Here is a 23,654-nt window from a genome sequence, read left to right on the forward strand (position 1 = left end):
GGGAGGCCCAATGCGGCTCAACGGTCTACGGGGGGACGAAAAGGCCGAAAACGGGGGCGAAGAGAAGTCCGGGAAGGAGGAGGCGTCCGGCAAGGACGCCGCCTCCGCCGCCGGAAACGGCGGCGCGGACAAGGGAACTGACCGTCCGTCGGGCGGTGGCGGCAGACCGCCGCGCCGCCGCGCCGTCCGAATAATCCGCTGGACCGCGCTCTGCCTCGCACTGCTCGTGCTCGGGGCGTCCGCGGCCGGCTACCTCTACTACCGCCACCTCAACGGCAACATCCGCAAGGGCAAGCTCAACCTCGGCGACAAACAGCTCGACCGGAGCGTCCCCAACGCGGCGGGCCAGCGCCCCCTGAACATCCTCCTCCTGGGCTCGGACAGCCGGAACAGCAAGGAGAACCAGGACCTCGGCGGCGCCCGCGAGGACGCCGACCGGCCGGCCCTCGCCGACGTCCAGATGCTGGTCCACGTCTCCGCCGACCGCAGCAACATGTCGGTCGTCAGCGTCCCGCGCGACACCCGCGTGACCATCCCCAAGTGCACCGACCCGGCGGACGGCAAGGTCTACAAGGAGACCAGCAGCCAGATCATCAACACCAGCCTCCAGAACGGCGGTCCCGGCTGCACGGTGGCCACCTGGGAGGAGCTCACCGGCATCCCCATCGACCACTTCATGATGATCGACTTCGCGGGCGTGGTGAGCATGGCCGACGCGGTGGGCGGCGTGCCGGTCTGCGTGAAGAGCAACATCCGCGACGACAAGTCGGGGCTGCGGCTGGAGAAGGGCACCCACACCATCAAGGGCGAGCAGGCCCTCCAGTGGCTGCGCACCCGGCACGGCTTCGAGGACGGCAGCGACATCGGCCGTACCCACGCCCAGCACCTCTACATGAACTCGATGGTCCGTCAGCTGAAGTCCGGCAGCCGGCTCAGCGACCCCGGGCAGCTCACCGACCTCGCCGAGTCGGCCACCAAGGCGCTGACCGTCGACAAGGACCTGGGATCGGTCAAGAAGCTCTACGACCTCGGCAACGACATCAAGCGGGTGCCGTCGAGCCGGATCACCATGACCACCATGCCCTGGGTGCAGGACCCGCAGGACCCGGACGCCCACGTCATCCCCAAGAAGGGCGACGCCGACAAGCTGTTCTCGCTCGTCCGCAACGACATCGCGCTGGACGGCAAGGACAAGAAGAAGCCCGAGCCCGCCGACGCCAAGGGCCCGGCGAAGCACGCCGCCACGCCGGCCAAGGACAAGATCGCCGTCACCGTCTTCAACGGCACCGGCACCGCCGTCCTCCCGCCCGCCACCGGCCGCGGCTCGGACATCGCGTCGTACCTCGTCAAGCAGGGCTTCACCAAGACGACGTCGGACTCCACCCCGCGCGCCCAGGCCGACACCACGATCACCTATCCGAAGCAGACACAGCGCGCGGATGCCCTGGCCGTGGCCAAGGCGCTCGGCCTGCCGGAGGACGCCGTACGGCTGTCCCCGTCGGCGGAGCAGGTGACGCTGGTGATCGGCGGGGACTGGCGCGAGGGCGACACGTACCCGAAGCCCGCGGACGCCAAGGGGAACGGGAAGGGCGACGCCAAGAAGGCGGACGGGAAGAAGTCCGGCGGGAGCAAGCCCGGCGGCGGGGACGACGAGGACCCGAAGCACAAACAGGGTGCCAACTCCGACAACACCGACAACGCCGACAACAAGGCCCCGGAGAGCGCCGACCCGCTCAACGGCGACGACAAGTCCGCCTGCATGGAGGTCAACCCGATCAACCGGTTCTGACCGGTTCTGGCCTGTGGGCCGACGACGACGGGCCGCCCCCCGTACACCGGAGGCGGCCCGTCGGACGGCGGCGTCCGCTACGCCCGCACCGCCGGGCGGCGGCTGGCGATGACGCGCTTCGCGAGCGAGCGCGGGCTGGTCAGGAAGCCGAAGCCCCACGACATGTGCATGGTGGCCAAGGCCACCGGGATCTGCGCCCGCGCCTTCAGCGGCAGGCCCTTGCCCGCGGGCACCGAGCCGGCGACGATCGCCGCCAGGTAACCGCCCGGCACGACCAGCGCCCACGGCGTCACCACCGCGCCCACCACGAGCCCGGCCGCGATGGCGACGACGGCGGTCGGCGGGGCCAGGTAGCGGAGGTTGATCGAGCCCTTGTGGAAGCGGGCGACGACGTGCCGCCAGCGGCCGTAGTCCTTGTACTGCTTGGCGAGCGCCCGCACGCTCGGCCGGGGGCGGTACGAGACCTTGAGCTCCGGCGAGAACCAGATCAGCCCGCCGGCCTCGCGGATGCGGAAGTTCAGCTCCCAGTCCTGGGCGCGGATGAACTCCTCGTTGTACCCGCCCTGCCGCTCCAGCGCCTCCCGCCGGAAGACGCCCAGGTAGACGGTCTCGGCCGGGCCCGCCTCGCCACCGGTGTGGAACGCCGCGTTGCCGACCCCGATCTTCGAGGTCATGGCGGCGGCCACGGCCCGCTCCCAGTCGTTCTCCCCCTCGGCGTGCATGATGCCGCCGACGTTCTGCGCACCCGTCTCGTCCAGCAGCCGCACGGCCGTCTTGATGTAGTCGGGCGAGAGCATGCCGTGCCCGTCCACCCGCACCACGATCGGGTGACGCGACGCCTTGATCGCCGCGTTCAGGGCGGCGGGGGTGCGGCCGGTCGGGTTGGGCACCGTGTGCACCCGGGGGTCCTCACGGACGAGCTCGGCGGCGATCTCGTCCGTACGGTCGGCGGACGGGCCGAGGGCGATCACCACCTCCAGCTCACCGGCGTAGTCCTGCTCCAGGATGTGCCGCACGGAGGTGCGCAGATGACGCTCCTCGTTGAGCACCGGCATGATCACGGAAACTGCGGGCGGCTGCTGCTCTGGCATGGTTCCTCGGAGGTACGGGGGTCAGGGGTTCACCCCGCGGTGGACGGAAACGCCGCCACGTTACCGCGAACGGGGGACGCGGAGCCGCGCCGCCCGGGTGGCGGGCGGGGGCCGGACGGCGTGGAACCCCGGCCTGTTGATCGTATTGACCTACGGTGACCCGGTTCCGTCCCCCTGCTGCGCCGGGGGTGCCCCCAGCTCGTCGCGGAGGTCACGAAGTGCCAGTACCAGACCCAGGACCGGACAGCGCCCGCCGCCCGGACCGCGGCCGGCACGGCGCCCCCCGACGGCCCCGCTGGGGACTGCGCGTCGCCACCGCGCTCGCCGTCGTCATCCTCGTCGCCGGCGGCGCCGGGCACGCCGTGGTGCACGGCATCGACCGGGGCATCCGCCGCGTGGACCCCTTCACCGGCCTCTCCCACCGCCCCCGCACGGGCCACGGCACCACCATCCTGGTGGTGGGCACCGACGGCCGCGACACCATCACCGAGGACGAGCGCACCCGCTACCACCTGGGCGGCGAACCGTGCCACTGCACGGACACCATGCTGCTCGTCCACCTCTCCCGGGGCCGCGACCGGGCCTCCGTCGTCAGCCTCCCGCGCGACACCTACACCGTCCTCCCCGCCCGCGCCGACGCCTCCGGCGCCCTCCGCCCGGCCCATCCGCAGAAGCTCAACGCCGCGTACGCGGAGGGCGGGCCCGCGCTGACCGTCAGCACCGTCGAGCAGCTCACCGGAGTGCACGTCGACCACTACCTGGAGGTCGACTTCGCCGGCTTCATGCGCACGGTCGACCTGGTCGGCGGGGTGCGCGTGTGCACCGAGGAGCCGCTCCGGGACGACCACAGCGGGCTCGACCTGCCGGCCGGGACCAGCACGCTGAACGGCGGCCAGGCGCTGCAGTATGTCCGCTCCCGGCACCTCGACGCCAGCGCCGACCTCGGCCGGATGCGCCGCCAGCAGCGCTTCGTCGCCGCCCTGCTCCAGCGGGCGACGAGCAGCGGGGTGCTCCTCGACCCGCCGGTGTTCCGGCGGGTCGCCGCCGCCCTGCTGGGCGCGGTCCGCGCGGACCGCGGTTTCGACGCGGCCGAGTTCGTCGAGCTGGGCCGTACGCTGCGGGGGCTCCGGCCGGCCGCGACCGAGTTCACGTCGGTGCCGATCGCGGCCGTCGACTTCCCGGTGCCCGGGGTCGGGTCGACCGTGCGGTGGGACGAGAACGCGGCCGCGCCGCTGTTCCGGGCGCTGCGGGCGGATCGGCCGCTGGCGGGGGCGGTGGCGGGCGGGGGGCCGAGCGGGGGTCCGACGGAGCCCGCGGGGGCGGATGCGGACGCGGACGCGGATGCGGATGCGGACGCGGATGCGGATGCGGACGCGGATGCGGATGCGGACGCCGAGGCGGACGGGAAGGGGCCGGGGGCGGTGGGCGTTCCCGGGGCGGTGGGCGCCGGCGTGCCTCTGGGTGTCCCCGTACCCCTGGGCGTCCCTGGGCCGGTGGGCGTCCCCGGACCGTCGCAGGCGCCGGCGCCGGTGCCGGTGCCGGTGCCGGTGCCCGGCGGGGCGTCCGCCGCTCCGGCCGTCCCGGGGGTTCCGGGCCCCTCGGGGGTCCCGGGCGTTTCCGGGGTTCCGGCCGCTTCGGCCTCGCCCGGCGGACCCGCGCCCATCGAGGTGGCCCCCGGGCAGATCCGCGTCCAGCTCCTCAACGGTTCCGGCCGCCCCGGGCTCGGGCAGGAGACCGACGCGGCGCTGCGGGCCGCCGGCTTCCTCACCACCGGCCTGCCGGCCGACGCCCCGCCGCCGACCGCGCTGCGCACGGTGATCGCCTTCGACCCGCGCTGGGACCGCTCCGCCCGCTCCCTCGCGGTGGCCCTGCCGGGAGCCGAACTGCGGGCCGTGCCGGGGCAGGGGGCGTTGATGCAGGTGACGCTGGGGGCGGATTTCGCGGGGGTGCGGGAGGTTCGGGGGCCACGGCCGGCGGCCGGGCAGGGGGCGGGCTCCGTCGCGCAGGGGGTGGTCACGGGGGACCGGGTGGTGTGCGGCGACTGAGCGCCGGGGTCCCAGTCCCGCCCCTTCCCGTTTCTTGCGGGGGCTCCGCCCCCGCACTCCCGAAACCGCGCTCCGCGCGGTTGTCCTCAAACTCCACCAGAGGGGGCACCCCCAACGGGCTGATCATGCGCCCCTCAGTCCTCCAGGCCCTCCGCCGCCCGGTTCATCCGCAGTTCCTTGATCGCGCGGCGGCGCGCCAGCCGGTGCGTGCGCCGGATCTGCGCCTCCTGGTAGCGCCGCCGGTCCTTCTCCGTCTCCGGCAGGACCGGCGGCACGGGCCGCGGCTTGCCCTCCTCGTCGACGGCGGCGAAGACGAGGTAGGCGCTGCCGACCTGCACGGCGGGCGTGGACTCGTTCCAGCGCTCGGCCATGACGCGGACGCCGACCTCCATGGAGGAGCGCCCGGTCCAGTTGCACTGCGCCTGGACGTGGACGAGGTCACCGACACGGACCGGCTCCAGGAACGCCATCTCGTCCATGGACGCCGTCACGGCGGGACCGCCGGAGTGCCGGCCGGCGACCGCGCCGGCCACGTCGTCCACCAGTTTCATGATCACCCCGCCGTGCACGGTGCCCAGAAGGTTCGTGTCGCTCGCGGTCATGATGTGGGACAGCGTCGTACGGGAGGCCGAGGTCGGCTTGCCGGGTATCCCGGCCGTGCCGGACTCGGGGGCCCGGTCCTGAGTGGTCATGCACCCCACTGTATGCGGGGTGCATGTACCCGGCCGCCCGTGTGTCAGCTCTGCAACAGCCGTGACCCGGTCCGGTACCACCCGGCCGGAGCAGTCCCGCGGGCGGGCACACTTCTCCTCATGAGTGAGTGGCCCGAAGTGCGGAACAACGACCGCCGGTACCCGTATGGAGGCGGCGGCGCGCACCCGCGCCCGGAAGGGGCGCGCGGTGGCCCGCGCGCGCACCAGGGCGGGCCACCGCCGCAGTACGGGCAGCCGGGACCGCCGCCCGGCGCACCGGGCGGCCACCGTGACGACGGTTACAACACCGGACAGGTCTACGGACGCGGCGGCGGTCCGGGCGGCACCCCCGGCGGGCCGGCCGCGCCGCGGCGCTCGCCGCGCGGCGGCGGCCGGCCGAACTGGCGCAAGCGGATCACCATAGGTCTGCTCGCCTTCCTCGCCGTGGTGCTGGTGGTCTCCGTGAGCACCTACTTCTGGGCCGACTCCAAGCTGCGCCGCGAGGTCGACCTCGGGAAGGTGGAGGACCGCCCGTCGGGCGGCGAGGGCACGAACTACCTGATCGTCGGCTCGGACAGCCGGGAGGGGCTGTCGGACGAGGACAAGAAGGAACTGCACACCGGCTCGGCCGACGGCAAGCGCACCGACTCGATGATGATCCTGCACACCGGTGACAACGGCACCACCATGCTCAGCCTGCCGCGCGACTCGTACGTCACCATCCCGGCGTTCACCGGCCAGAAGACCGGCAAGCGGTTCCCCGCCTCGACCCACAAGCTCAACCAGGCGTACGCGGACGGCGGCCCGGAGCTGCTGGTCAGGACCATCGAGTTCAACACCGGACTGCACATCGACCACTACGCGGAGATCGGCTTCGGCGGGTTCCGCAGCCTGGTCGACTCGCTCGGCGGCGTCGACATGTGCCTCGACAAGCCGATCAAGGACCGCGACTCGGGCGCCGACCTCAAGGCCGGCTGCCAGACGCTGGACGGCAAGCAGTCGCTGGCCTTCGTCCGCCAGCGCCACCAGGAAGCCGACCAGGACCTCGGCCGGATGCGCAACCAGCAGAAGTTCCTGAACACGCTCGCCAAGCAGGCGGCCTCGCCGTCCACCGTCCTCAACCCGTTCACCCTCTACCCGGTGATCGGCTCCGGCCTCGACACCCTGATCGTCGACGACGACATGGAGCTGTGGGACCTGACGTCGATGTTCTGGGCGATGAAGGGTGTCACGGGCGGCGACGGCAAGCAGATGACGGTCCCGATAGGCAACGCCAACCTGGCGACGCGCGGCGACGGCGTCGCGGTGAAGTGGGACCCGGTCAAGTCGAAGCAGCTCTTCGCTCAGCTGAAGAAGGACGAGAAGGTCACGGTGGAGTAGGCGCCGCCGGGGGCGGGGCCGCGCTCAGGCCGGTTCCGCCCCCTGGATGACGGCGAAGATCCCGCCCTGCGGGTCGGAGACCACGGACATCCGGCCCGCGACCATGTCGAACGGCGGTACCAGTACCGAGCCGCCCGCCCGGACGAGCGCGTCGACCGTGGTGTCCGTGCCGTCCACGGCGAAGTACGTCAGCCAGTGCGAGGGCGTCCCCTCGGGGAACCGCTCCAGCCCCTGCATCCCGCCGACCGGCCGCCCGTCCGCCTTCAGCGCGAAGTAGCCGGGCGCCTCCTCCATCGGCGCCGCCTCGATCCCGAACGCGGCCCGGTAGAACGTCCCCGCCGCCTCCGGATCCGAGGTGTTCAGCTCGTTCCAGATCACCGCGCCCGGCTCGTTGACCACCTCGCACCCGAAGAAGTCCCTGGTCTGCCAGAGTCCGAACACGGCGTCCGTGGAGTCCGCGACGACGGCCATCCGGCCGAAGGTCAGCACGTCCATCCCGGGCACCAGCACCCGTCCCCCGTGCTCCGCGACCGCGTCCACCGCGGCGTCGGCGTCCGCCACCGCCAGGTACGTCGTCCAGGCGGTCGGCGGCGGGGGCTGTCCCTCCTGCGCCATCGCGGGCCCGATCCCCGCCACGGCCCGCCCGTCCAGCGTGCACACGGCGTACCCGCCGGTCTCCGGCGGCCCGGGCTCCCCCTGCCAGCCGAACAGGTCCCGGTAGAAGTCCAGCGCCGCCCGCTGGTCCGGTGCCATCAGATCCACCCAGCACGGCGTACCGGGCGCGTACGCCTCACGTACCTCGGGCATGACGCTCGCCTCCTGGCGCACGGCGGTCCCCCCAGGGTCGTGTCCAGGGTGGGGCGTGTGGGGCGGGTGCGCCACCGGAAGGAGCCGCCGGCCGGTGCGCGAACGCCCCCACCGGTTCCGGCGGGGGCGTCGGCGCAGGCGTGCCTCCGTTGCTACGGCAGGTTCCTCGCCATGACGATCCGCTGGACCTGGTTCGTGCCCTCGTAGATTTGCGTGATCTTCGCGTCGCGCATCATCCGCTCCAGCGGGTAGTCGCGCGTGTAGCCGTAGCCGCCGAGGAGCTGGACGGCGTCCGTGGTGATCTCCATGGCCGCGTCGGAGGCGAAGCACTTCGCCGCCGCGCCGTGGAAGGTGAGGTCGTCGTCGAGGCGCTCGGACTTGGCCGCCGCCGCGTAGGTGAGCTGGCGGGCCGCCTCCAGCTTCATGGCCATGTCGGCGAGCATGAACTGGACGCCCTGGAAGTCGCCGATCGGCTTGCCGAACTGCTTGCGCTCCTTGACGTAGCCCTTGGCGTAGTCGAGGGCGCCCTGGGCGATGCCGAGGGCCTGGGCCGCGATGGTGATGCGGGTGTGGTCCAGGGTCTTCATCGCCGTGGCGAAGCCCGTGCCCTCCTCGCCGATCATGCGGTCGGCGGGGATGCGGACGTTGTCGAGGTAGACCTCGCGGGTCGGCGAGCCCTTGATGCCGAGCTTCTTCTCCGGCGCGCCGAAGGAGACGCCCTCGTCGGACTTCTCGACGACGAACGCGGAGATGCCCTTGGAGCGCTTCTCCGGGTCGGTCACGGCCATCACCGTGTAGTACTCGCTGACGCCCGCGTTGGTGATCCAGCGCTTGACGCCGTTGAGCACCCAGAAGTCGCCGTCGCGCACGGCGCGCGTCTTCATGCCGGCCGCGTCCGAGCCGGCGTCGGGCTCGCTGAGGCAGTACGAGAACATGCCGTCGCCCTTGGCGAGCGGGCTCAGGTACTTCTTCTTCAGCTCCTCGGAGCCGGAGAGGACGACCGGCAGCGAGCCGAGCTTGTTGACCGCCGGGATGAGGGAGGAGGAGGCGCAGACGCGGGCCACCTCCTCGATGACGATCACCGTCGCGAGGGCGTCGGCACCCGCGCCGCCGAACTCCTCCGGCACGTGCACCGCGTGCAGATCGGCCGCCGTCAGCGCGTCGAGCGCTTCCTGCGGGAAGCGGCCCTCCTCGTCCACCTCCGCGGCGAACGGCGCGATCTTCGCCTCGGCGAGCGAGCGAACGACCTTGCGGAGCTCGTCGTGCTCCTCGGACGGCCGGTACAGGTCGAAGTCCTTGTTTCCCGCCAAGGCGAACTCCCCAGAGCGTTAACTACCGTTTAGTAACCGTGATTCTAGGGGCCGGGGCCCGGACGGGATACGTGAGCTTGCCGACAGCTGCAGATCATGGGGAATCTCCCCACGACCGCCCCGGACTATGCTCGGGCCACGCAGTCAGCACGCCCGTACGTACCTGGAGCACGCATGGCCCCCAAGATCACTGTGATCGGCACCGGCTACCTCGGCGCCACCCACGCGGCGGCCATGGCCGAGCTCGGTTTCGAAGTCCTGGGCCTCGATGTGGTCCCGGAGAAGGTCGAGATGCTCGCCCGGGCCGAGGTGCCCATGTACGAGCCGGGCCTGGAGGACCTGCTGCGCAAGCACGTCGCGGGGCTGGAGGGATCCAGCGGGCGGCTGCGGTTCACCACCTCGTGGGAGGAGGTCGGCGAGTTCGGCGACGTCCACTTCATCTGCGTCAACACCCCGCAGAAGCACGGCGAGTACGCGTGCGACATGTCGTACGTGGACGCCGCGGTCGCCTCGCTCGCCCCGCGGCTGAACCGGCCCGCGCTCGTCGTCGGCAAGTCCACCGTGCCCGTCGGCAGCGCCGCCCGCCTGGCCCGCAAGCTCGCCGAACTCGCCCCCGCCGGCGAGGAGGTGGAGCTCGCCTGGAACCCCGAGTTCCTCCGCGAGGGCTTCGCCGTCCAGGACACCCTGCACCCCGACCGCATCGTCGTCGGCGTCGAGGGCGAGCGCGCGGAGAAGGTGCTGCGCGAGGTGTACGCGACGCCGATCGGCGAGGGTTCGCCGTTCGTCGTCACCGACTACCCGACCGCCGAGCTGGTGAAGACCGCCGCCAACTCCTTCCTCGCCACGAAGATCTCCTTCATCAACGCGATGGCCGAGGTGTGCGAGGCCGCCGACGGCGACGTCGCCAAACTGGCCGAGGCCATAGGGCACGACGAGCGGATCGGGAAGAAGTTCCTGCGCGCCGGCATCGGCTTCGGCGGCGGCTGCCTGCCCAAGGACATCCGCGCCTTCATGGCCCGCGCCGGCGAGCTGGGTGCCGACCAGGCGCTCACCTTCCTCCGCGAGGTCGACTCCATCAACATGCGGCGGCGCGGGCACATGGTCGAGCTCGCTCGCGAAGCGGTGGGGGGTGGCTTCCTCGGACGGCGGGTCGCCGTGCTCGGCGCCACTTTCAAGCCGGATTCGGACGATGTGCGGGACTCGCCCGCGCTGAACGTGGCCGGGCAGATCCATCTGCAGGGCGGTCAGGTGACCGTGTACGACCCGAAGGGGATGGAGAACGCTCGGCGGGTGTTCCCGACGCTTGGTTACGCGGCGAGTGCGTCGGAGGCTTGCCGGGGGGCGCATGTGGTGTTGCACCTGACCGAGTGGGCGGAGTTCCGGGAGCTGGATCCCGCGGCGCTGCGGGAGGTTGTGGCTTCGCCGCAGATTCTGGACGGTCGCAATGCGTTGCACGCTGGCGCGTGGCGGGCGGCCGGGTGGACGTTCCGGGCCATGGGGCGGCCGCGGGCTTAGCCCTTCGGGCGGGTGCCCCGGTCCCGCCCTTTCGCCGTTTCCTGGGGCTGCGCCCCAGACCCCCCTTTCGCGGCTCCGCCGCTCGTCCTCAAACTCCCCCAGAGGGGGCACCCCCAACGGGCTGGATAGCGCGCCCGGGCGCACACTTCAGCCCGTCCGGCGCTTGAGGACAACCGCGCGAAGCGCGGTTTCAGGGGGGCGGGGGCCCACCCCCGCAAGAAACGGTGAAAGGGCGGGGCAGGGGCCACTCACCCGTCCAACTGACCGATCGTCGCGATCGAAGGTCCGCGGCGCGCGGCAACGGCCCGGGAAACCGCTTCCGCCTCCCGCAGCACCCGCACCGCGTTCCCCCACGTCAGCTTGGCGATGTCCGCCTCCGACCACCCCCGTCGCAGCAACTCCGCGATCAGGTTCGGGTATCCGGCCACGTCCGACAGGTCCGACGGCGTGAAGGCGGTGCCGTCGAAGTCGCCGCCGATGCCGATGTGGTCGGCCCCGGCGACCTCCCGCATGTGGTCCAGGTGGTCCGCGACCGTCGCCGCCGTCGCGACCGGGCGGGGGTGGCCGGCCTCGAACGCCTGGTGGACGGCCATCGCCTCGGGCTTGGTGTCGAGGGGGTGGAAGCCGTGCGCGCGCATGTTCTCGTCCGCCGCCTTGGTCCAGGCGACTGCCTCGGGGAGGACGAACTTGGGGACGAACGTCACCATCGCGACGCCCCCGTTGGCCGCCAGCGAGGCCAGGACGTCGTCGGGCACGTTGCGCGGGTGGTCGCAGACCGCGCGGGCGGAGGAGTGCGAGAAGATCACCGGCGCCTCGCTGACCCGGATCGCGTCCCGCATGGTGTCGGCGGAGACGTGCGAGAGGTCGACGAGCATGCCGAGGCGGTTCATCTCGCGCACGACCTCCTCGCCGAAGCGGGTGAGGCCGCCGGCGCGCGGCTCGTCGGTCGCGGAGTCCGCCCACGGGATGTTGTCGTTGTGGGTGAGGGTCATATAGCGGACGCCCAGCGCGTACAGGGCGCGCAGCGTGGCCAGGGAGCAGTTGATGCTGTGGCCGCCCTCGGCGCCCATCAGGGAGGCGATGCGGCCCTCTGCGCGGGCGGCCTCCATGTCGTCGGCGGTGAAGGCGAGCCGCAGGTCCGCCGGGTGGCGTTCGGCGAGCCGCCGGACGACGTCGATCTGTTCGAGGGTGGCGCTCACCGCGTCGTCGCCGGCCATGTCGCTGCGGACGTACACGGACCAGAACTGGGCGCCCACGCCGCCGGCGCGCAGCCGGGGCAGGTCGGTGTGGAGGCCGGCGGCGCTCTGGTCGGTGGCGATGTCGCGGCGGTCGAGGTCGTAGGAGACCTGTTCGCGCAGCGCCCAGGGGAGGTCGTTGTGCCCGTCGACGATCGGGTGGGCGGCCAGCAGTTCGCGGGCGCGGTCGAGCGGTTCCGTCACGTCCGTCCCCCCTACTTTCCGAAGCCGAAGCCGGTCTCGCCCTGTGCCTTGGCGCGCAGGCGGCGGCCCTTCTCCGTCGCCTGCTCGTTGAGCTCCTCCTGGAAGCGGCTCATCCGGGCGCTCAGGCCGGGGTCGTGCGCGGCGAGCATGCGCACGGCGAGCAGGCCCGCGTTGCGGGCGCCGCCGACGGAGACGGTGGCGACGGGGACGCCGGCCGGCATCTGGACGATGGAGAGGAGCGAGTCCATGCCGTCGAGGTACTTGAGCGGGACCGGGACGCCGATCACCGGGAGGGTGGTGACGGAGGCCAGCATGCCGGGCAGGTGGGCCGCGCCGCCCGCGCCCGCGATGATCGCCTTCAGCCCCCGGCCGGCCGCCCGCTCTCCGTAGGCGACCATCTCGCGGGGCATCCGGTGCGCGGAGACGACGTCGACCTCGTAAGGGACCTCGAACTCGGCGAGCGCCTGGGCGGCGGCCTCCATGACGGGCCAGTCGGAGTCGGAGCCCATGACGATGCCGACGACCGGGGCGCCGGTGCCGGGGGAGCTGCTCATTCGGTGATCGTCCCTCGCAGGTATCCGGCGGCGTGGGCGGCGCGCTCGCGCACGTCGTCCAGGTCGTCGCCGTAGGTGTTGACGTGTCCGACCTTGCGGCCGGGCTTGACGTCCTTGCCGTACATATGGATCTTCAGTCCCGGGTCGCGTGCCATGCAATGGAGGTACGCGGAATACATGTCCGGATAGTCGCCGCCCAGAACATTGGCCATGACGGTCCACCGGGCGCGCGGGCGCGGGTCGCCGAGCGGCAGGTCGAGGACGGCCCGGACGTGGTTGGCGAACTGCGAGGTGACCGCGCCGTCCTGGGTCCAGTGGCCGGAGTTGTGCGGGCGCATCGCCAGCTCGTTGACGAGGATCCGGCCGTCCCGGGTCTCGAACAGCTCGACGGCCAGGTGACCGACGACGCCCAGCTCCTGGGCGACCCGCAGCGCGAGCCGCTGCGCCTCGGCGGACAGCTCGGGGGACAGGCCGGGGGCGGGGGCGATGACCGTGTCGCAGACGCCGTCGACCTGGATCGACTCGACGACCGGGTAGGCGACGGCCTGGCCGTGCGGGGAGCGCACGACGTTGGCGGCCAGCTCGCGGACGAAGTCCACCTTCTCCTCGGCGAGGACAGGCACCCCGGCGCGGAAGGCGTCCCGCGCCCCCGCGGCGTCGCGGACCACCCACACGCCCTTGCCGTCGTAGCCGCCGCGCACCGTCTTGAGGACGACGGGGAAGCCGTCGCCCTCCGCCGCGAACCGCTCGACGTCGGCCGGATCGGCCACGATGCGGTGGCGTGGGCAGGGAACGTCGATCTCCGTGAGCTTCGCCCGCATCACGCCCTTGTCCTGGGCGTGCACCAACGCGTCGGGCCCCGGGCGGACGGGGATGCCGTCCGCCTCCAGGGCCCGTAGGTGCTCGGTCGGAACGTGCTCGTGATCGAAGGTGATCACATCGCAGCCTTGTGCGAACGCACGAAGGGTGTCGAGGTCGCGGTAGTCCCCCACCACCACCTCGTTCGCGACCTGCGCCGCCGAGTCCTGCGGAGTGTCACTGAGCAGCTTGAATCTGATGCCGAGGGGGATGCCCGCCTCGTGGGTCATACGGGCGAGCTGACCGCCGCCGACCATGCCGACTACCGGGAACGTCACGCCAACAGGGTATCCGTACGCACGACCGGCCCGGCCCCGGGCTTGGATGATCATCCAAGCCGGCCGGTCATCGGACGGTGGCGGGCGGGGCGGCGGGCGTTCGTCCGGTATTCACCCGGCCCCCGGCCGGTAACCGGAAGCGCTCGCTAGCATGGTGAGTCGCCCCACGCCCTGTCCGCCTTCCCCACGGAGCCTGACGAAACCATGAGTCATCGGCGCGCAGTGCGTTCCCGGCTGGAGCGGCTGGTCCGCGAGATCGCCAAGTTCGGCGCCATCGGCGCGGTCGGCTTCGTGGTCAACACCGTCATCTTCAACATGTGCCGGCACTCGGGGCTGGCCGTGGTCCGCTCGGGCGTGATCGCCACCTGCTTCGCCATCGCGGCGAACTACGTCGGCAACCGCTACTGGACGTACCGCGACTGCGACAAGAGCCGCCGCAGCCGGGAGCTGACGCTGTTCCTGCTGTTCAGCGGCGTCGGCCTGGTGATCGAGAACGGGATCCTGGCGCTGTCGCACTACGGCTTCGGCCTTACTTCCGCGGTGGCGGACAACATCGCCAAGAACGTGGTGGGGCTGGGCATCGGGACGGTGTTCCGGTTCTGGTCGTACCGGACGTGGGTGTTCAAGCGGCTGCCGGTGACGCAGGCGACCGTCGAGGCGGCTGAATCGTTTCTGGCGCAGGCTCCGAAGGCTTCCGCCACTCCGGAGATCCCGCGCCAGCGGCACCGGGCTTCGTCGACGCGCCACTGACGGCCGGGCAGCCCGACCCCCTGACGCCCGGGCCGGCGCCCACACGCCGTCGGGGAATCAGTCCCCCCGCTCCTCCCGCTCCGGCTCCCGGCTCCCCGGCCCCGCCTCCATGCTCAGGAACAGCGCGAACACCGGCGGGCGCTGCTGGAGCAGTTCCAGCCGGCCGCCGTCCGCCTCCGCGAGGTCCCGGGCGACGGCCAGGCCCAGGCCCGTCGAGTTCCGGCCGCTGACCGTCCGTTCGAAGACCCGCGCGCCCAGGTCCGTCGGAACGCCCGGACCCTCGTCGGAGACCTCGACCACCGCCTGGTTGCCGGTGACCCGAGTGCGCAGGGCCACCGCTCCGTCGCCGTGGGTCAGGGAGTTCTCGATCAGCGTCGCGATGACCTGCGAGACCGCGCCGGGCGTGCCCACCGCGCGGAGCCCCTGTTTGCCGGAGCGGACCAGGGCCCGGCCGCCGGCGCGGATGGCGGGCCGCCATTCCTCCAGCTGCTGCTTGATCACCTCGTCGAGGTCGAAGGTGACGGCGGAGCCGGTCTTGGGGTCGCGCGAGTTGGTCAGCAGCCGCTGGACGACGTCGGTGAGGCGCTCGACCTGGGTGAGGGCGATCGTCGCCTCCTCCTTGACCGTGTCCGGGTCGTCGGTGAGCGTGATCTCCTCCAGCCGCATGGACAGCGCGGTCAGCGGGGTGCGGAGCTGGTGGGAGGCGTCGGCGGCGAGCCGCCGTTCCGCCGTGAGCATCCGGGCGATGCGTTCCGCGCTGCTGTCGAGGACGTCGGCGACCCGGTCCAGCTCGGGGACGCCGTAGCGGCGGTGGCGGGGGCGGGGGTCTCCGGAGCCGAGCCGCTCGGCGGTCTCGGCGAGGTCGGTGAGGGGCGCGGTCAGGCGGTTGGCCTGCCGGACGGCGAGGAAGACGGCGGCGACGACGGCCAGCAGGGCCACCGCGAGGATCACCAGCAGCGTCCGGCCGACCTCCTTGCTGACGGCCGAGCGGGACTCCTCCACCCGGACCCGCTCGCCGTGCTCCCCGGTCTGCTCCGAGACGATCAGCCCGCCCTCGGGGCGGGTGCCGACCTCGATGGGCTTGCGGCCGGGGATCTCCACCCGCGCGTACCGGTCCTGGGCGATCTGCTGCTGCAGTACGCCCGCCTCGACCCGTTCGCCGCCGGCCAGCCGCCCCTCGACGCTGCTGACCAGCCGCACCGCCTCGGACTGCACGCTCTCCTGCGCGCTGCTCTCGATGGTCCGCGTCTCGACGATGACCAGCGAGATCCCGAAGACCGCGATCACGACGAGGACGACGGCGAGCGTGGAGTTGATCAATCGGCGGCGCACGGGCGGTTCTCCGGCTCGTTGTTCCGTTGTTCGGTGCCCCCCGGTTGCCCCGGGCGCGGGGCGTCGCCCCTCCGGCGCGGGGGCTAGTTCTTCTCGAACCGGAAGCCGACGCCGCGCACGGTGGCGATGTAGCGCGGGTTGGCCGCGTCGTCCCCGAGCTTCTTGCGCAGCCAGGAGATGTGCATGTCGAGGGTCTTGGTGGACGACCACCAGGTGGTGTCCCAGACCTCGCGCATCAGCTGGTCGCGGGTGACGACCCGGCCCGCGTCCCGGACCAGGACCCGGAGCAGGTCGAACTCCTTGGCGGTGAGCTGGAGTTCCTCGTCGCCCATCCAGGCGCGGTGCGACTCGACGTCGATCCGGACGCCGTGCGTCGCCGTCCCCTGCTGGGGGGACTCGGCGGCGCCGCGCCGGAGCAGGGCCCGGACGCGGGCGAGCAGCTCGGCGAGGCGGAACGGCTTGGTGACGTAGTCGTCGGCGCCGGCGTCCAGCCCGACGACGGTGTCGACCTCGTCGGCCCGGGCGGTGAGGACCAGCACCGGGAAGCCGTGGCCCTCGGTGCGCAGCCGCCGGCAGACCTCCAGACCGTCCATTCCGGGCAGCCCGAGATCGAGGACGAGCAGGTCGACGTCTCCCTTGATCCCCGCGGCGAGCGCTGTGGGACCGTCTTCTCGTACCTCCACCTCATACCCCTCACGGCGCAGCGCGCGTGCGAGCGGCTCCGAGATGGACGCGTCATCCTCGGCGAGCAGTACTCGGGTCATGCACGTGATGGTAGTCCGCTCGGGCGCACGTCAGAGCGCACTCCGGGCACCCGGGACCCGGGGAACGCCGAAGGGGATGACACATCGGAACCCCGATGAATGGTTCCGCCAACCATTGTGATCCATGTCTCAACTCCTTCCATATGCGGGCGGGGTGTGACGTATGGTTACCGGAAGTCTGGACCAGCGTGTGGGACCTTCGGCTCGGCAGTAGCGCCGGAGGTCTCTTCCGTACGCGGGACTGATACGTCACTCTTATGTGAAACCTGAACGACCTGTCGGCCGGGTCCGCCGCGCGAAGGTGCGCGGGGGCGTGGATCCCGGAATCAAGGCCGCTCTGCCGGCTCCCCCACGGGAGGCGAACCCCAAGGGCGTGGGGGCGGGCGGTGTCGTGATCCGGTGCCGGCCAACCCCCACACGGGTGCGCAGCAGCTCCACGCGCGTCCTCGGAACCCAAGGATCGACCATGGCGTCCAGCCTGACGAAGGAGTCAACCGCGCGGGACAACACCCCCGTCGCCGGCGGTAAGACCCTCTTCGGCCACCCCCTCGGCCTGGCCCCCCTCTTCCTGACGGAGATGTGGGAGCGCTTTTCCTACTACGGAATGCGCGCCCTCCTCGTCCTCTACCTGATCTCCGGTGGCCCGGACGCCAAGTCCGGCAGCCAGGGCGGCGGTCTGGCCATGCCGGAGTCGACGTCGCTGGCCATCTACTCGGTGTACGTGGCCATGGTGTACCTGCTGGCCATGCCCGGCGGCTGGTTCGGCGACCGCGTCTGGGGTCCCCGCAAGACGGTGGCCATCGCGGCCAGCGTGATCATGTGCGGTCACCTGCTGCTCGCGCTGCCGGGCAAGCCCACCTTCTTCGCCGGTCTGGCGCTGGTGGCGATCGGTTCGGGTCTGCTGAAGTCCAACATCTCGACGATGGTCGGCCACCTCTACAACGGCCCCAAGGACCCGCGTCGCGACGGCGGCTTCACGCTCTTCTACATCGGCATCAACCTCGGTGGTCTCGGCGCGCCGCTGGTCATCGGCACCGTCGGCCAGCAGGTCAGCTGGCACCTGGGCTTCACCCTCGCCGCGATCGGCATGGGCCTCGGCCTGGTGGCGTTCCTCATCGGCACCCGCTGGCTGGACCCGAAGAGCGCCGAGGTCCCGATGCCGCTGACGGCGGCCGAGCGGAACTCGTGGCTGCTCAAGGGCCTGATCTGGCTCGTCATCGCCGCGATCTTCTACGGCGTCGTGGTCGGCACCGGTCACTTCACGATCAACTGGGCCCTCGTTCCGATCGCCCTCATCGGCCTGATCGTCCCGATCTTCGTCCTGGCCCGCATCAAGCGGGACAAGGAGCTGACGTCGGAGGAGCAGACCAAGGTCAGCGGCTACATCTGGTTCTTCGTCGCCGCCGCCGTGTTCTGGGGCATCTTCGACCAGGCCGGTTCGACGATGTCGACGTTCGCCGAGAAGAAGACCACGGACAACGTCTTCGGCATCCACTTCCCGTCCACCTGGTTCCAGTCGGTCAACTCCGCGTGGGTCCTGGTCCTCGCCCCGATCTTCGCGGCGATGTGGGTGTCGATGGCGCGCCGCAAGCGCGAGCCCAGCTCCACGGTGAAGTTCTCCGCGGCGATGCTGCTGGCCGGTGCCTCCTTCGTGCTCTTCGCCATCCCCATGAAGATGGCGACGGGCGGCTCGACCGTCAGCCCCATGTGGCTGATCACCATCTACATGCTGCAGACGCTCGGTGAACTCTGCCTGTCCCCCGTGGGTCTGTCGCTGACCACGAAGATGGCGCCCAAGAAGTACGCCAGCCAGATGATGGGTGTCTGGTTCCTCGCGGTCACCGCGGGTGACTGCGTCATGACCCTGATGGCCACGGCGGGCGTGGACCTCAACGGCTTCGGCGTGATCCTCGGCGAGGCCGGGGTCGCGGCCCTGGCGGGCGTCGCGGTCTGGTCGTCCCGCAAGAAGATCGAGGCCCTCATGGGCGACGTGCGCTGACGCGCACCTGAGGCGAGCCGTCGGCCGCCTCCCGCACAATGCCCCCGGCGCGATGACGCGCCGGGGGCATTCGTGTGCGCGGGGCGGGCGCGCGGGGCTGGGCGGGCGCGGGTGGGGGCTTCCGTGCGTGGGTGGCGGGGCTGCTGAGGGGGTGGCGGGGGGCCGGGCCCGGGCGGAGGGGGGCCTCTACGTCGCCCCTTGGCGCCTGCCAGAGGCACTCGGCTGTTCGGCGGTCTCGGCGCTCCTCGGCGGGCGCCCTGCGGACGTCAGATGGCGTCAGGGCGCTTCAGAGAGCGGTCAGCGGGCGCCATGGGCGTCATCGGGCCCGGCGGTCCCCGGCGGGCGTCAGCGGTCCCCTGCGGGCATCAGCGGGCGACAAGCGGCCCGTCAGCGGGGTGTGGCCGCGGCGGCTTCCCCACGGCGTCCGGGCGCACCAAAGCGGCCACCGGCGAAGCGCCGTGGCCGTACGGGACAGGGTCGGGGCGTGCGAGGTGGCACGCCGTACGAGCGTCCGTCTACGAGGGGGCGGCCAGTTCCGCCCAGACCGTCTTTCCCGCGCCGTCCGCGTTGCGGACGACACCCCAGTCCAGGCACAGCCGCTGGACGATGAACATGCCGTGCCCGCCGGGGCGGCCCGCGCGGTGCGGGGTCCGGGGCACCGGCTCGCCGTTGCCGAGGTCGGAGACCTCCAGCCGCAGCACCTTCGTCCCGCGGTTGCTGACGAGCAGCTCGGCCGGGCCGCCCGCGTGCAGGCAGGCGTTGGTGACGAGCTCGGAGACGACCAGCAGGACGTCCTCGGCGGCGGCCCGGTGATCGGCGTTGGCCGCGGGCAGCCACCCCCAGTCGCGGAGCGCCTGGCGGGTGAAGTCACGGGACAGGGGAACGGCGCCGCTGACCCCGACGAGGGGGAGCCTGCGGGCCGGCCCGCCCGGTGGCCCCGCTTCGGCGGGCTCGGCCGCGGCTGAGCCGTGCGCCTCCGGGCCGGGGTCGCCCGGCGCCGGCGGGTACGGCCGGGTGGTGCTCATCAGCGCTTCACCTCACCGATTCACCGATTGAGAAAGAGACTCTGTCGTCGCGTACACAGTCTTCGCGTACAAAGCGGTCAGCCTGCTCCTGCCCGGACGTACGCGGTGAACACCTACGGCACCGTTCCGGTGGTCCGCACAACGCACCGTCGCCCGCCCGTCACTCGGCGAGAGCCGCGTCGAGACTGCTGTGCACCGCGAAGACCGCGCCGGCGCCCGTGATCTCGAACACCCGGGCCACCACCGGCCGCATCGCCGCCAGATGGACGGAACCGCCGGCGGCCTCCGCCTTCAACCGGGCACCGAGCAGTACGTTGAGGCCGGTGGAGTCGCAGAACTCCAGCCCCGAGCAGTCGACGACGATGCGCGCGCCGACCTCCTCGGCGCAGCTCTCCAGCGGCTCGCGCAGGAGATCGGCCGTATGGTGATCGAGCTCACCCTCCGGCTTCACGACCGCGCTCGCCCCGTGCCGCCGGACCTCCACCCGCAGCCGGGTCCCGCTCACGACTCCGACACCTTTTTCCTGGTATCTCCGCATGCCATCGCGCATCCCTTCATGGTGTGCCCGTGCCCTGCCTGCCCGCTCAGGACAGCGGAAACCCTACGCGTTCCCTACGCCTGCGGAAAGTCGAACAACCGTCATTTAGCACCAAATACGGACAATCGAGACTTGCCAAGCATAGGTAAAGACCGGTACGGCTAGAGGAAGACATCACCCACCACGGACGGCCCGGAGGCGCCGCAAACCGCAGCACGAGCTCATGGCACCGGCGGCCATATGCCGAGAACGATGGAGGAGACCATGTCACCCCGGCTCGACGAACCGCGTTCCCCCCTCTCCCCGGAGGCAATCCTTCCGCGCTCTGAGGACGAGGACACCGTCCCCTACGGGACGGCGGAGACCGCCTCGTCGACATTCCCGCCCCTTCCGGACATCCCCCCGTACGACGAGGTGGAACCGGTGGACGCGCGGGCCCTGTCCAAAACCCTCTTCGCCCGCCTCGAATCGCTCGAGGAAGGCACGCACGAGTACGCCTACGTGCGCAACACCCTGGTCGAACTCAACCTGGCCCTCGTCAGGTTCGCCGCCTCCCGGTTCCGCACCCGCAGCGAACCGATGGAGGACATCGTCCAGGTCGGCACCATCGGCCTCATCAAGGCCATCGACCGCTTCGAGCTCAGCCGCGGCGTCGAGTTCCCGACCTTCGCGATGCCGACCATCATCGGCGAGATCAAGCGCTTCTTCCGCGACACCAGCTGGTCCGTGCGCGTCCCGCGCCGGCTCCAGGAGCTCCGGCTCACCCTCGCCAAGGCCGGCGACGAACTCGCCCAGCGCCTCGACCGCTCCCCCACGGTCGCCGAACTCGCCCGGCACCTGGGCATCTCGGAGGACGAGGTCGTCGAGGGCATGGGCGCCAGCAACGCGTACACCGCGAGCTCGCTGGACGCGCCCTCCGAGGACGACGACCACGAGGGCACCCTCTCGGCCCGGATCGGCTACGAGGACCACGACCTCGAAGGGGTCGAGTACGTCGAGTCGTTGAAGCCCCTGATCGCCGAGCTGCCGCCGCGCGACCGCAAGATCCTGTCGCTGCGGTTCGTCGGCAACATGACCCAGTCGGAGATCGGCGAGGAACTCGGCATCTCGCAGATGCACGTCTCCCGGCTGCTCTCCCGGACGCTCGTGCGGCTGCGGCGCGGGCTGCTGGCCGACGAGTAGCACGACGGACCGGCCTGCCGGTCCGCCGCCTCCGGGTGCGCGAAGCGCCGCGCGGAACCCCCGCGCGGCGCTTCGTCGTTCGCCGGTCCGGCGGGGTCTCCTTCCCCCGCTGCCGCTCGCCTCCCCCCGTCAGGAGGTCGGCGCCGCCTCCGGCACATCGGCCAGCGCCCGGGCGACCGCCGCCTCCGCGTGCAGCCGGGCGGTCGGGAAGACCGGGACCGGGCTGTCCTCGGCACCGATGAGGAGTTCGATCTCCGTGCAGCCGAGGATGATCCCCTCCGCCCCGGCCGCGACGAGGTCGCGGATGACCGCCCGGTACGCCTCGCGGGACTCCTCGCGGACGATCCCGGCGCACAGCTCCTCGTAGATCACCCGGTGCACGGTCGCGCGGCCCTCCCCGTCCGGCACCAGGACCTCCAGGCCGCCCGCCGTGAGCCGGTCGCGGTAGAAGTCCTGCTCCATGGTGAAGGCGGTGCCGAGCAGACCGACGCGGCGCGGACCGGCCGCGTGCACGGCCTCGGCGGTGGCGTCCCCGATGTGCAGCAGCGGGACGTCGACCTCCGCCGCGACCCGGTCCGCCACCTTGTGCATGGTGTTGGTGCAGATCAGCAGCAGCTCCGCGCCCGCCGCCGACAGGGACTTCGCGGCGGCGGCCAGCACGTCGCCGGCCTCCTCCCAGCGGCCCTCGACCTGGAGCCGCTCGATCTCCGCGAAGTCCACCGAGTACAGCACGCACTTGGCGGAGTGCAGTCCTCCGAGGCGCTCCCGCGTGCGCTCGTTCAGCAGCCGGTAGTACTCGGCGGTGGACTCCCAGCTCATGCCACCCAACAGCCCGATCGTCTTCATCGGGTCACTTTCGCCCCGTGCGCCCCTGGAGGCAATCGAGTTGTGATGTGACGGTGGCCGCAACGGGGGTTCCGCGGGAAACGTGGGGGTGATGTGATGACGGCGATGATCCACACTCGATCCCTCGATCTCGGCCGCTTCGCTTGGGAGAAGAGACGCATGCAACGTTCCGGCACCTGCGGGGCGTCCGACACGCCCCCTGCCTCGTTAGGGCGCCGCTCGCTCCTCCGCGCCTCGGCGGGCGCGGTGGGCGCCGCCCTGACCGGTGGCGCCGCGGGCGCCCTGGGCCCGGCGGCGCACGCCGCGACGCCCGCGCCCCGCACACCGTCCATGGACCCCGTACCCCTCCCGGCCCCCTCCGGCCCCTGCCCGGTGGGCACCACCCGACTGCACCTGGTGGACACCCGCCGTACGGACCCCTACGCGCCCACTCGGACGCCGCGTGAGCTCATGGTGCAGCTCTGGTACGCCGCGGACGGCGGCTCCGCGCGGACGACCGCCCCCTACCTCACCGGTGGCCTGCTGCCTTTGGTGGAGCAGCGCTTCACCCTGCCGGCGGGCTCGCTCTCCCGGGTGCGCACGCAGTCGCGCGCCGGCGCGCCCGTGAGCCGTGCGCTCCGGGACGCGCCCCTGATCCTCTACAGCCCCGGCCGCCAGGACCCGGCCGCGACGGGCACCGCGTTCGCCCAGGAACTGGCCTCCCAGGGCTGTGTCGTAGCGGGCGTCAACCACACCTACGACGGACCGGTCGAGTTCCCCGACGGCCGCGTCGTCCCCGGCAATCCGCCGACGAGCGACCCCGAGGAGCTGCGGCGGTACTCCGACGTCCGGGCCGCGGACCTGCGCTTCGTCCTGGACGTGCTGAGCGGCGAGCGGGGCCCGAGCCCGGCGCCCGCGGTGAGCGCCGCCGTGGACTTCGGCCGCGTCGGCGCGTTCGGGCACTCGCTGGGCGGCTCGGCCTCCGCCGAGGCGCTGCGTACGGACGCCCGGTTCTCGGCCGGGGTCGTGCTCGACGGGCGGCTGCGGACGGACGCCGTCCGCACCGGGCTGACGCGGCCGTTCATGCTGTTCACAGAGGACTCGACGGACGCGGGCTGGGACGCCTTCATGGCGGCCCACCGGGCGTGGGGCCGCAAGGTGAACCTGCTGGGCACCCGGCACTACGGCGTCACCGACCTCGCACCGCTGGGCGTCGGCCTGGAGCTGGCGGACACCTGGCCACCGGAGCGGTTCCAGCGGTTCTTCGGCAGCCTCGACGGGCGCCGGGCGCAGGCGGTGACGAGCCGTTACGTGGCGGCCTTCTTCGGTCTGCACCTGTGCGGCCGGGCCGCGCCGGAACTGGACGCGCCGGGGGCGGACCTGCCGGAGGTGCGGATCGCCTGGCGGCAGGAGGCGGAGGGCTGAGGGGTGGCGGCCGGCCGAGCCGTCGGGCCGGCCGCCCGTGCCGGGGCCCTTCCTGG

General features: G+C 72.0%; 20 protein-coding genes. 8 read left to right on the top strand and 12 right to left on the bottom strand.

Annotated elements, in window-relative coordinates:
* Positions 1 to 10 precede the first annotated feature (10 nt).
* Positions 11 to 1,789 carry an LCP family protein gene (locus tag J7W19_RS12375; protein ID WP_004952357.1) on the top strand — a complete coding sequence of 593 codons (1,779 nt, stop codon included), beginning with the start codon at positions 11 to 13 and terminating at the stop codon, positions 1,787 to 1,789.
* A 77-nt stretch (positions 1,790 to 1,866) separates the two neighbouring features.
* Here the strand turns inward: J7W19_RS12375 and J7W19_RS12380 are convergent, their stop codons facing one another.
* Positions 1,867 to 2,880, bottom strand: a complete 1,014-nt coding sequence (locus tag J7W19_RS12380) for a glycosyltransferase family 2 protein (RefSeq protein WP_040892057.1) — start codon at positions 2,878 to 2,880, stop codon at positions 1,867 to 1,869.
* Positions 2,881 to 3,098: 218 nt separating this feature from the next.
* On the opposite strand from J7W19_RS12380, the gene J7W19_RS33930 reads away from it, so the two are divergent.
* Entirely contained in the window at positions 3,099 to 4,925 is a 1,827-nt protein-coding gene (locus tag J7W19_RS33930) for an LCP family protein (RefSeq protein WP_233478099.1), read from the top strand.
* Between the two features lie 134 nt (positions 4,926 to 5,059).
* Here the strand turns inward: J7W19_RS33930 and J7W19_RS12390 are convergent, their stop codons facing one another.
* Complete coding sequence (locus J7W19_RS12390) at positions 5,060 to 5,617, bottom strand: acyl-CoA thioesterase (RefSeq protein ID WP_004955767.1); 558 nt, start codon at positions 5,615 to 5,617, stop codon at positions 5,060 to 5,062.
* A gap of 120 nt (positions 5,618 to 5,737) precedes the next feature.
* Here J7W19_RS12390 and J7W19_RS12395 point away from each other — a divergent pair, with 120 nt between their 5' ends.
* Entirely contained in the window at positions 5,738 to 6,997 is a 1,260-nt protein-coding gene (locus J7W19_RS12395; protein ID WP_040892779.1) for an LCP family protein, read from the top strand.
* Positions 6,998 to 7,021: 24 nt separating this feature from the next.
* Here J7W19_RS12395 and J7W19_RS12400 read toward each other — a convergent pair whose 3' ends face one another.
* Complete coding sequence (locus J7W19_RS12400) at positions 7,022 to 7,804, bottom strand: VOC family protein (RefSeq protein WP_004955763.1); 783 nt, start codon at positions 7,802 to 7,804, stop codon at positions 7,022 to 7,024.
* Between the two features lie 152 nt (positions 7,805 to 7,956).
* Complete coding sequence (locus tag J7W19_RS12405; RefSeq protein WP_004955761.1) at positions 7,957 to 9,114, bottom strand: acyl-CoA dehydrogenase; 1,158 nt, start codon at positions 9,112 to 9,114, stop codon at positions 7,957 to 7,959.
* Positions 9,115 to 9,288: 174 nt separating this feature from the next.
* Here J7W19_RS12405 and J7W19_RS12410 point away from each other — a divergent pair, with 174 nt between their 5' ends.
* Positions 9,289 to 10,629, top strand: coding sequence for a UDP-glucose dehydrogenase family protein (locus J7W19_RS12410; protein ID WP_004955759.1), 1,341 nt, complete (start codon positions 9,289 to 9,291; stop codon positions 10,627 to 10,629).
* A gap of 248 nt (positions 10,630 to 10,877) precedes the next feature.
* On the opposite strand, the gene J7W19_RS12415 is transcribed toward J7W19_RS12410, so the two are convergent.
* Genes J7W19_RS12415 through J7W19_RS12425 form a run of 3 tightly spaced genes read right to left on the bottom strand, consistent with a single transcriptional unit; the run spans position 10,878 to position 13,812 of the window.
* The gene (locus J7W19_RS12415) at positions 10,878 to 12,068 is read right to left on the bottom strand and encodes a dipeptidase (protein WP_004952288.1); all 1,191 of its coding nucleotides are present in this window, start codon (positions 12,066 to 12,068) and stop codon (positions 10,878 to 10,880) included.
* 11 nt (positions 12,069 to 12,079) lie between these two features.
* Positions 12,080 to 12,622 carry a 5-(carboxyamino)imidazole ribonucleotide mutase gene (gene purE / locus J7W19_RS12420; RefSeq protein WP_004952290.1) on the bottom strand — a complete coding sequence of 181 codons (543 nt, stop codon included), beginning with the start codon at positions 12,620 to 12,622 and terminating at the stop codon, positions 12,080 to 12,082.
* Positions 12,619 to 13,812: a 5-(carboxyamino)imidazole ribonucleotide synthase gene (locus J7W19_RS12425; RefSeq protein ID WP_078588223.1), complete on the bottom strand. Its 1,194-nt coding sequence runs from the start codon at positions 13,810 to 13,812 to the stop codon at positions 12,619 to 12,621. Before J7W19_RS12425 ends, purE begins: the two co-directional genes overlap by 4 nt.
* Positions 13,813 to 13,962: 150 nt before the next feature.
* Between J7W19_RS12425 and J7W19_RS12430 the strand changes: the two genes are divergently transcribed.
* Positions 13,963 to 14,508 (top strand): GtrA family protein, encoded by a 546-nt coding sequence (locus J7W19_RS12430; RefSeq protein WP_040892044.1) that lies wholly within the window; start codon positions 13,963 to 13,965, stop codon positions 14,506 to 14,508.
* Between the two features lie 57 nt (positions 14,509 to 14,565).
* On the opposite strand, the gene J7W19_RS12435 is transcribed toward J7W19_RS12430, so the two are convergent.
* Both J7W19_RS12435 and J7W19_RS12440 read right to left on the bottom strand, forming a co-directional pair.
* Positions 14,566 to 15,840 carry an ATP-binding protein gene (locus tag J7W19_RS12435; RefSeq protein ID WP_040892047.1) on the bottom strand — a complete coding sequence of 425 codons (1,275 nt, stop codon included), beginning with the start codon at positions 15,838 to 15,840 and terminating at the stop codon, positions 14,566 to 14,568.
* Positions 15,841 to 15,923: 83 nt separating this feature from the next.
* On the bottom strand, positions 15,924 to 16,604 hold the full coding sequence (locus J7W19_RS12440) for a response regulator transcription factor (RefSeq protein ID WP_004952297.1): 681 nt from the start codon (positions 16,602 to 16,604) through the stop codon (positions 15,924 to 15,926).
* A gap of 466 nt (positions 16,605 to 17,070) precedes the next feature.
* Here J7W19_RS12440 and J7W19_RS12445 point away from each other — a divergent pair, with 466 nt between their 5' ends.
* Complete coding sequence (locus J7W19_RS12445; RefSeq protein WP_004952301.1) at positions 17,071 to 18,603, top strand: peptide MFS transporter; 1,533 nt, start codon at positions 17,071 to 17,073, stop codon at positions 18,601 to 18,603.
* A 515-nt stretch (positions 18,604 to 19,118) separates the two neighbouring features.
* On the opposite strand, the gene J7W19_RS12450 is transcribed toward J7W19_RS12445, so the two are convergent.
* Positions 19,119 to 19,628: an ATP-binding protein gene (locus tag J7W19_RS12450; RefSeq protein ID WP_004952304.1), complete on the bottom strand. Its 510-nt coding sequence runs from the start codon at positions 19,626 to 19,628 to the stop codon at positions 19,119 to 19,121.
* A gap of 160 nt (positions 19,629 to 19,788) precedes the next feature.
* Positions 19,789 to 20,178 carry an STAS domain-containing protein gene (locus J7W19_RS12455; RefSeq protein ID WP_040892049.1) on the bottom strand — a complete coding sequence of 130 codons (390 nt, stop codon included), beginning with the start codon at positions 20,176 to 20,178 and terminating at the stop codon, positions 19,789 to 19,791.
* 240 nt (positions 20,179 to 20,418) lie between these two features.
* Here J7W19_RS12455 and J7W19_RS12460 point away from each other — a divergent pair, with 240 nt between their 5' ends.
* On the top strand, positions 20,419 to 21,348 hold the full coding sequence (locus J7W19_RS12460; RefSeq protein WP_040892050.1) for an RNA polymerase sigma factor SigF: 930 nt from the start codon (positions 20,419 to 20,421) through the stop codon (positions 21,346 to 21,348).
* 129 nt (positions 21,349 to 21,477) lie between these two features.
* On the opposite strand, the gene J7W19_RS12465 is transcribed toward J7W19_RS12460, so the two are convergent.
* Complete coding sequence (locus J7W19_RS12465) at positions 21,478 to 22,194, bottom strand: aspartate/glutamate racemase family protein (RefSeq protein WP_004952314.1); 717 nt, start codon at positions 22,192 to 22,194, stop codon at positions 21,478 to 21,480.
* 159 nt (positions 22,195 to 22,353) lie between these two features.
* Here J7W19_RS12465 and J7W19_RS12470 point away from each other — a divergent pair, with 159 nt between their 5' ends.
* Complete coding sequence (locus J7W19_RS12470) at positions 22,354 to 23,598, top strand: alpha/beta hydrolase family protein (protein ID WP_158688827.1); 1,245 nt, start codon at positions 22,354 to 22,356, stop codon at positions 23,596 to 23,598.
* The last annotated feature ends 56 nt before the right edge of the window (positions 23,599 to 23,654 follow it).

Origin of the sequence: Streptomyces mobaraensis NBRC 13819 = DSM 40847, assembly GCF_017916255.1 — a bacterium.
Lineage (GTDB): Bacteria > Actinomycetota > Actinomycetes > Streptomycetales > Streptomycetaceae > Streptomyces > Streptomyces mobaraensis.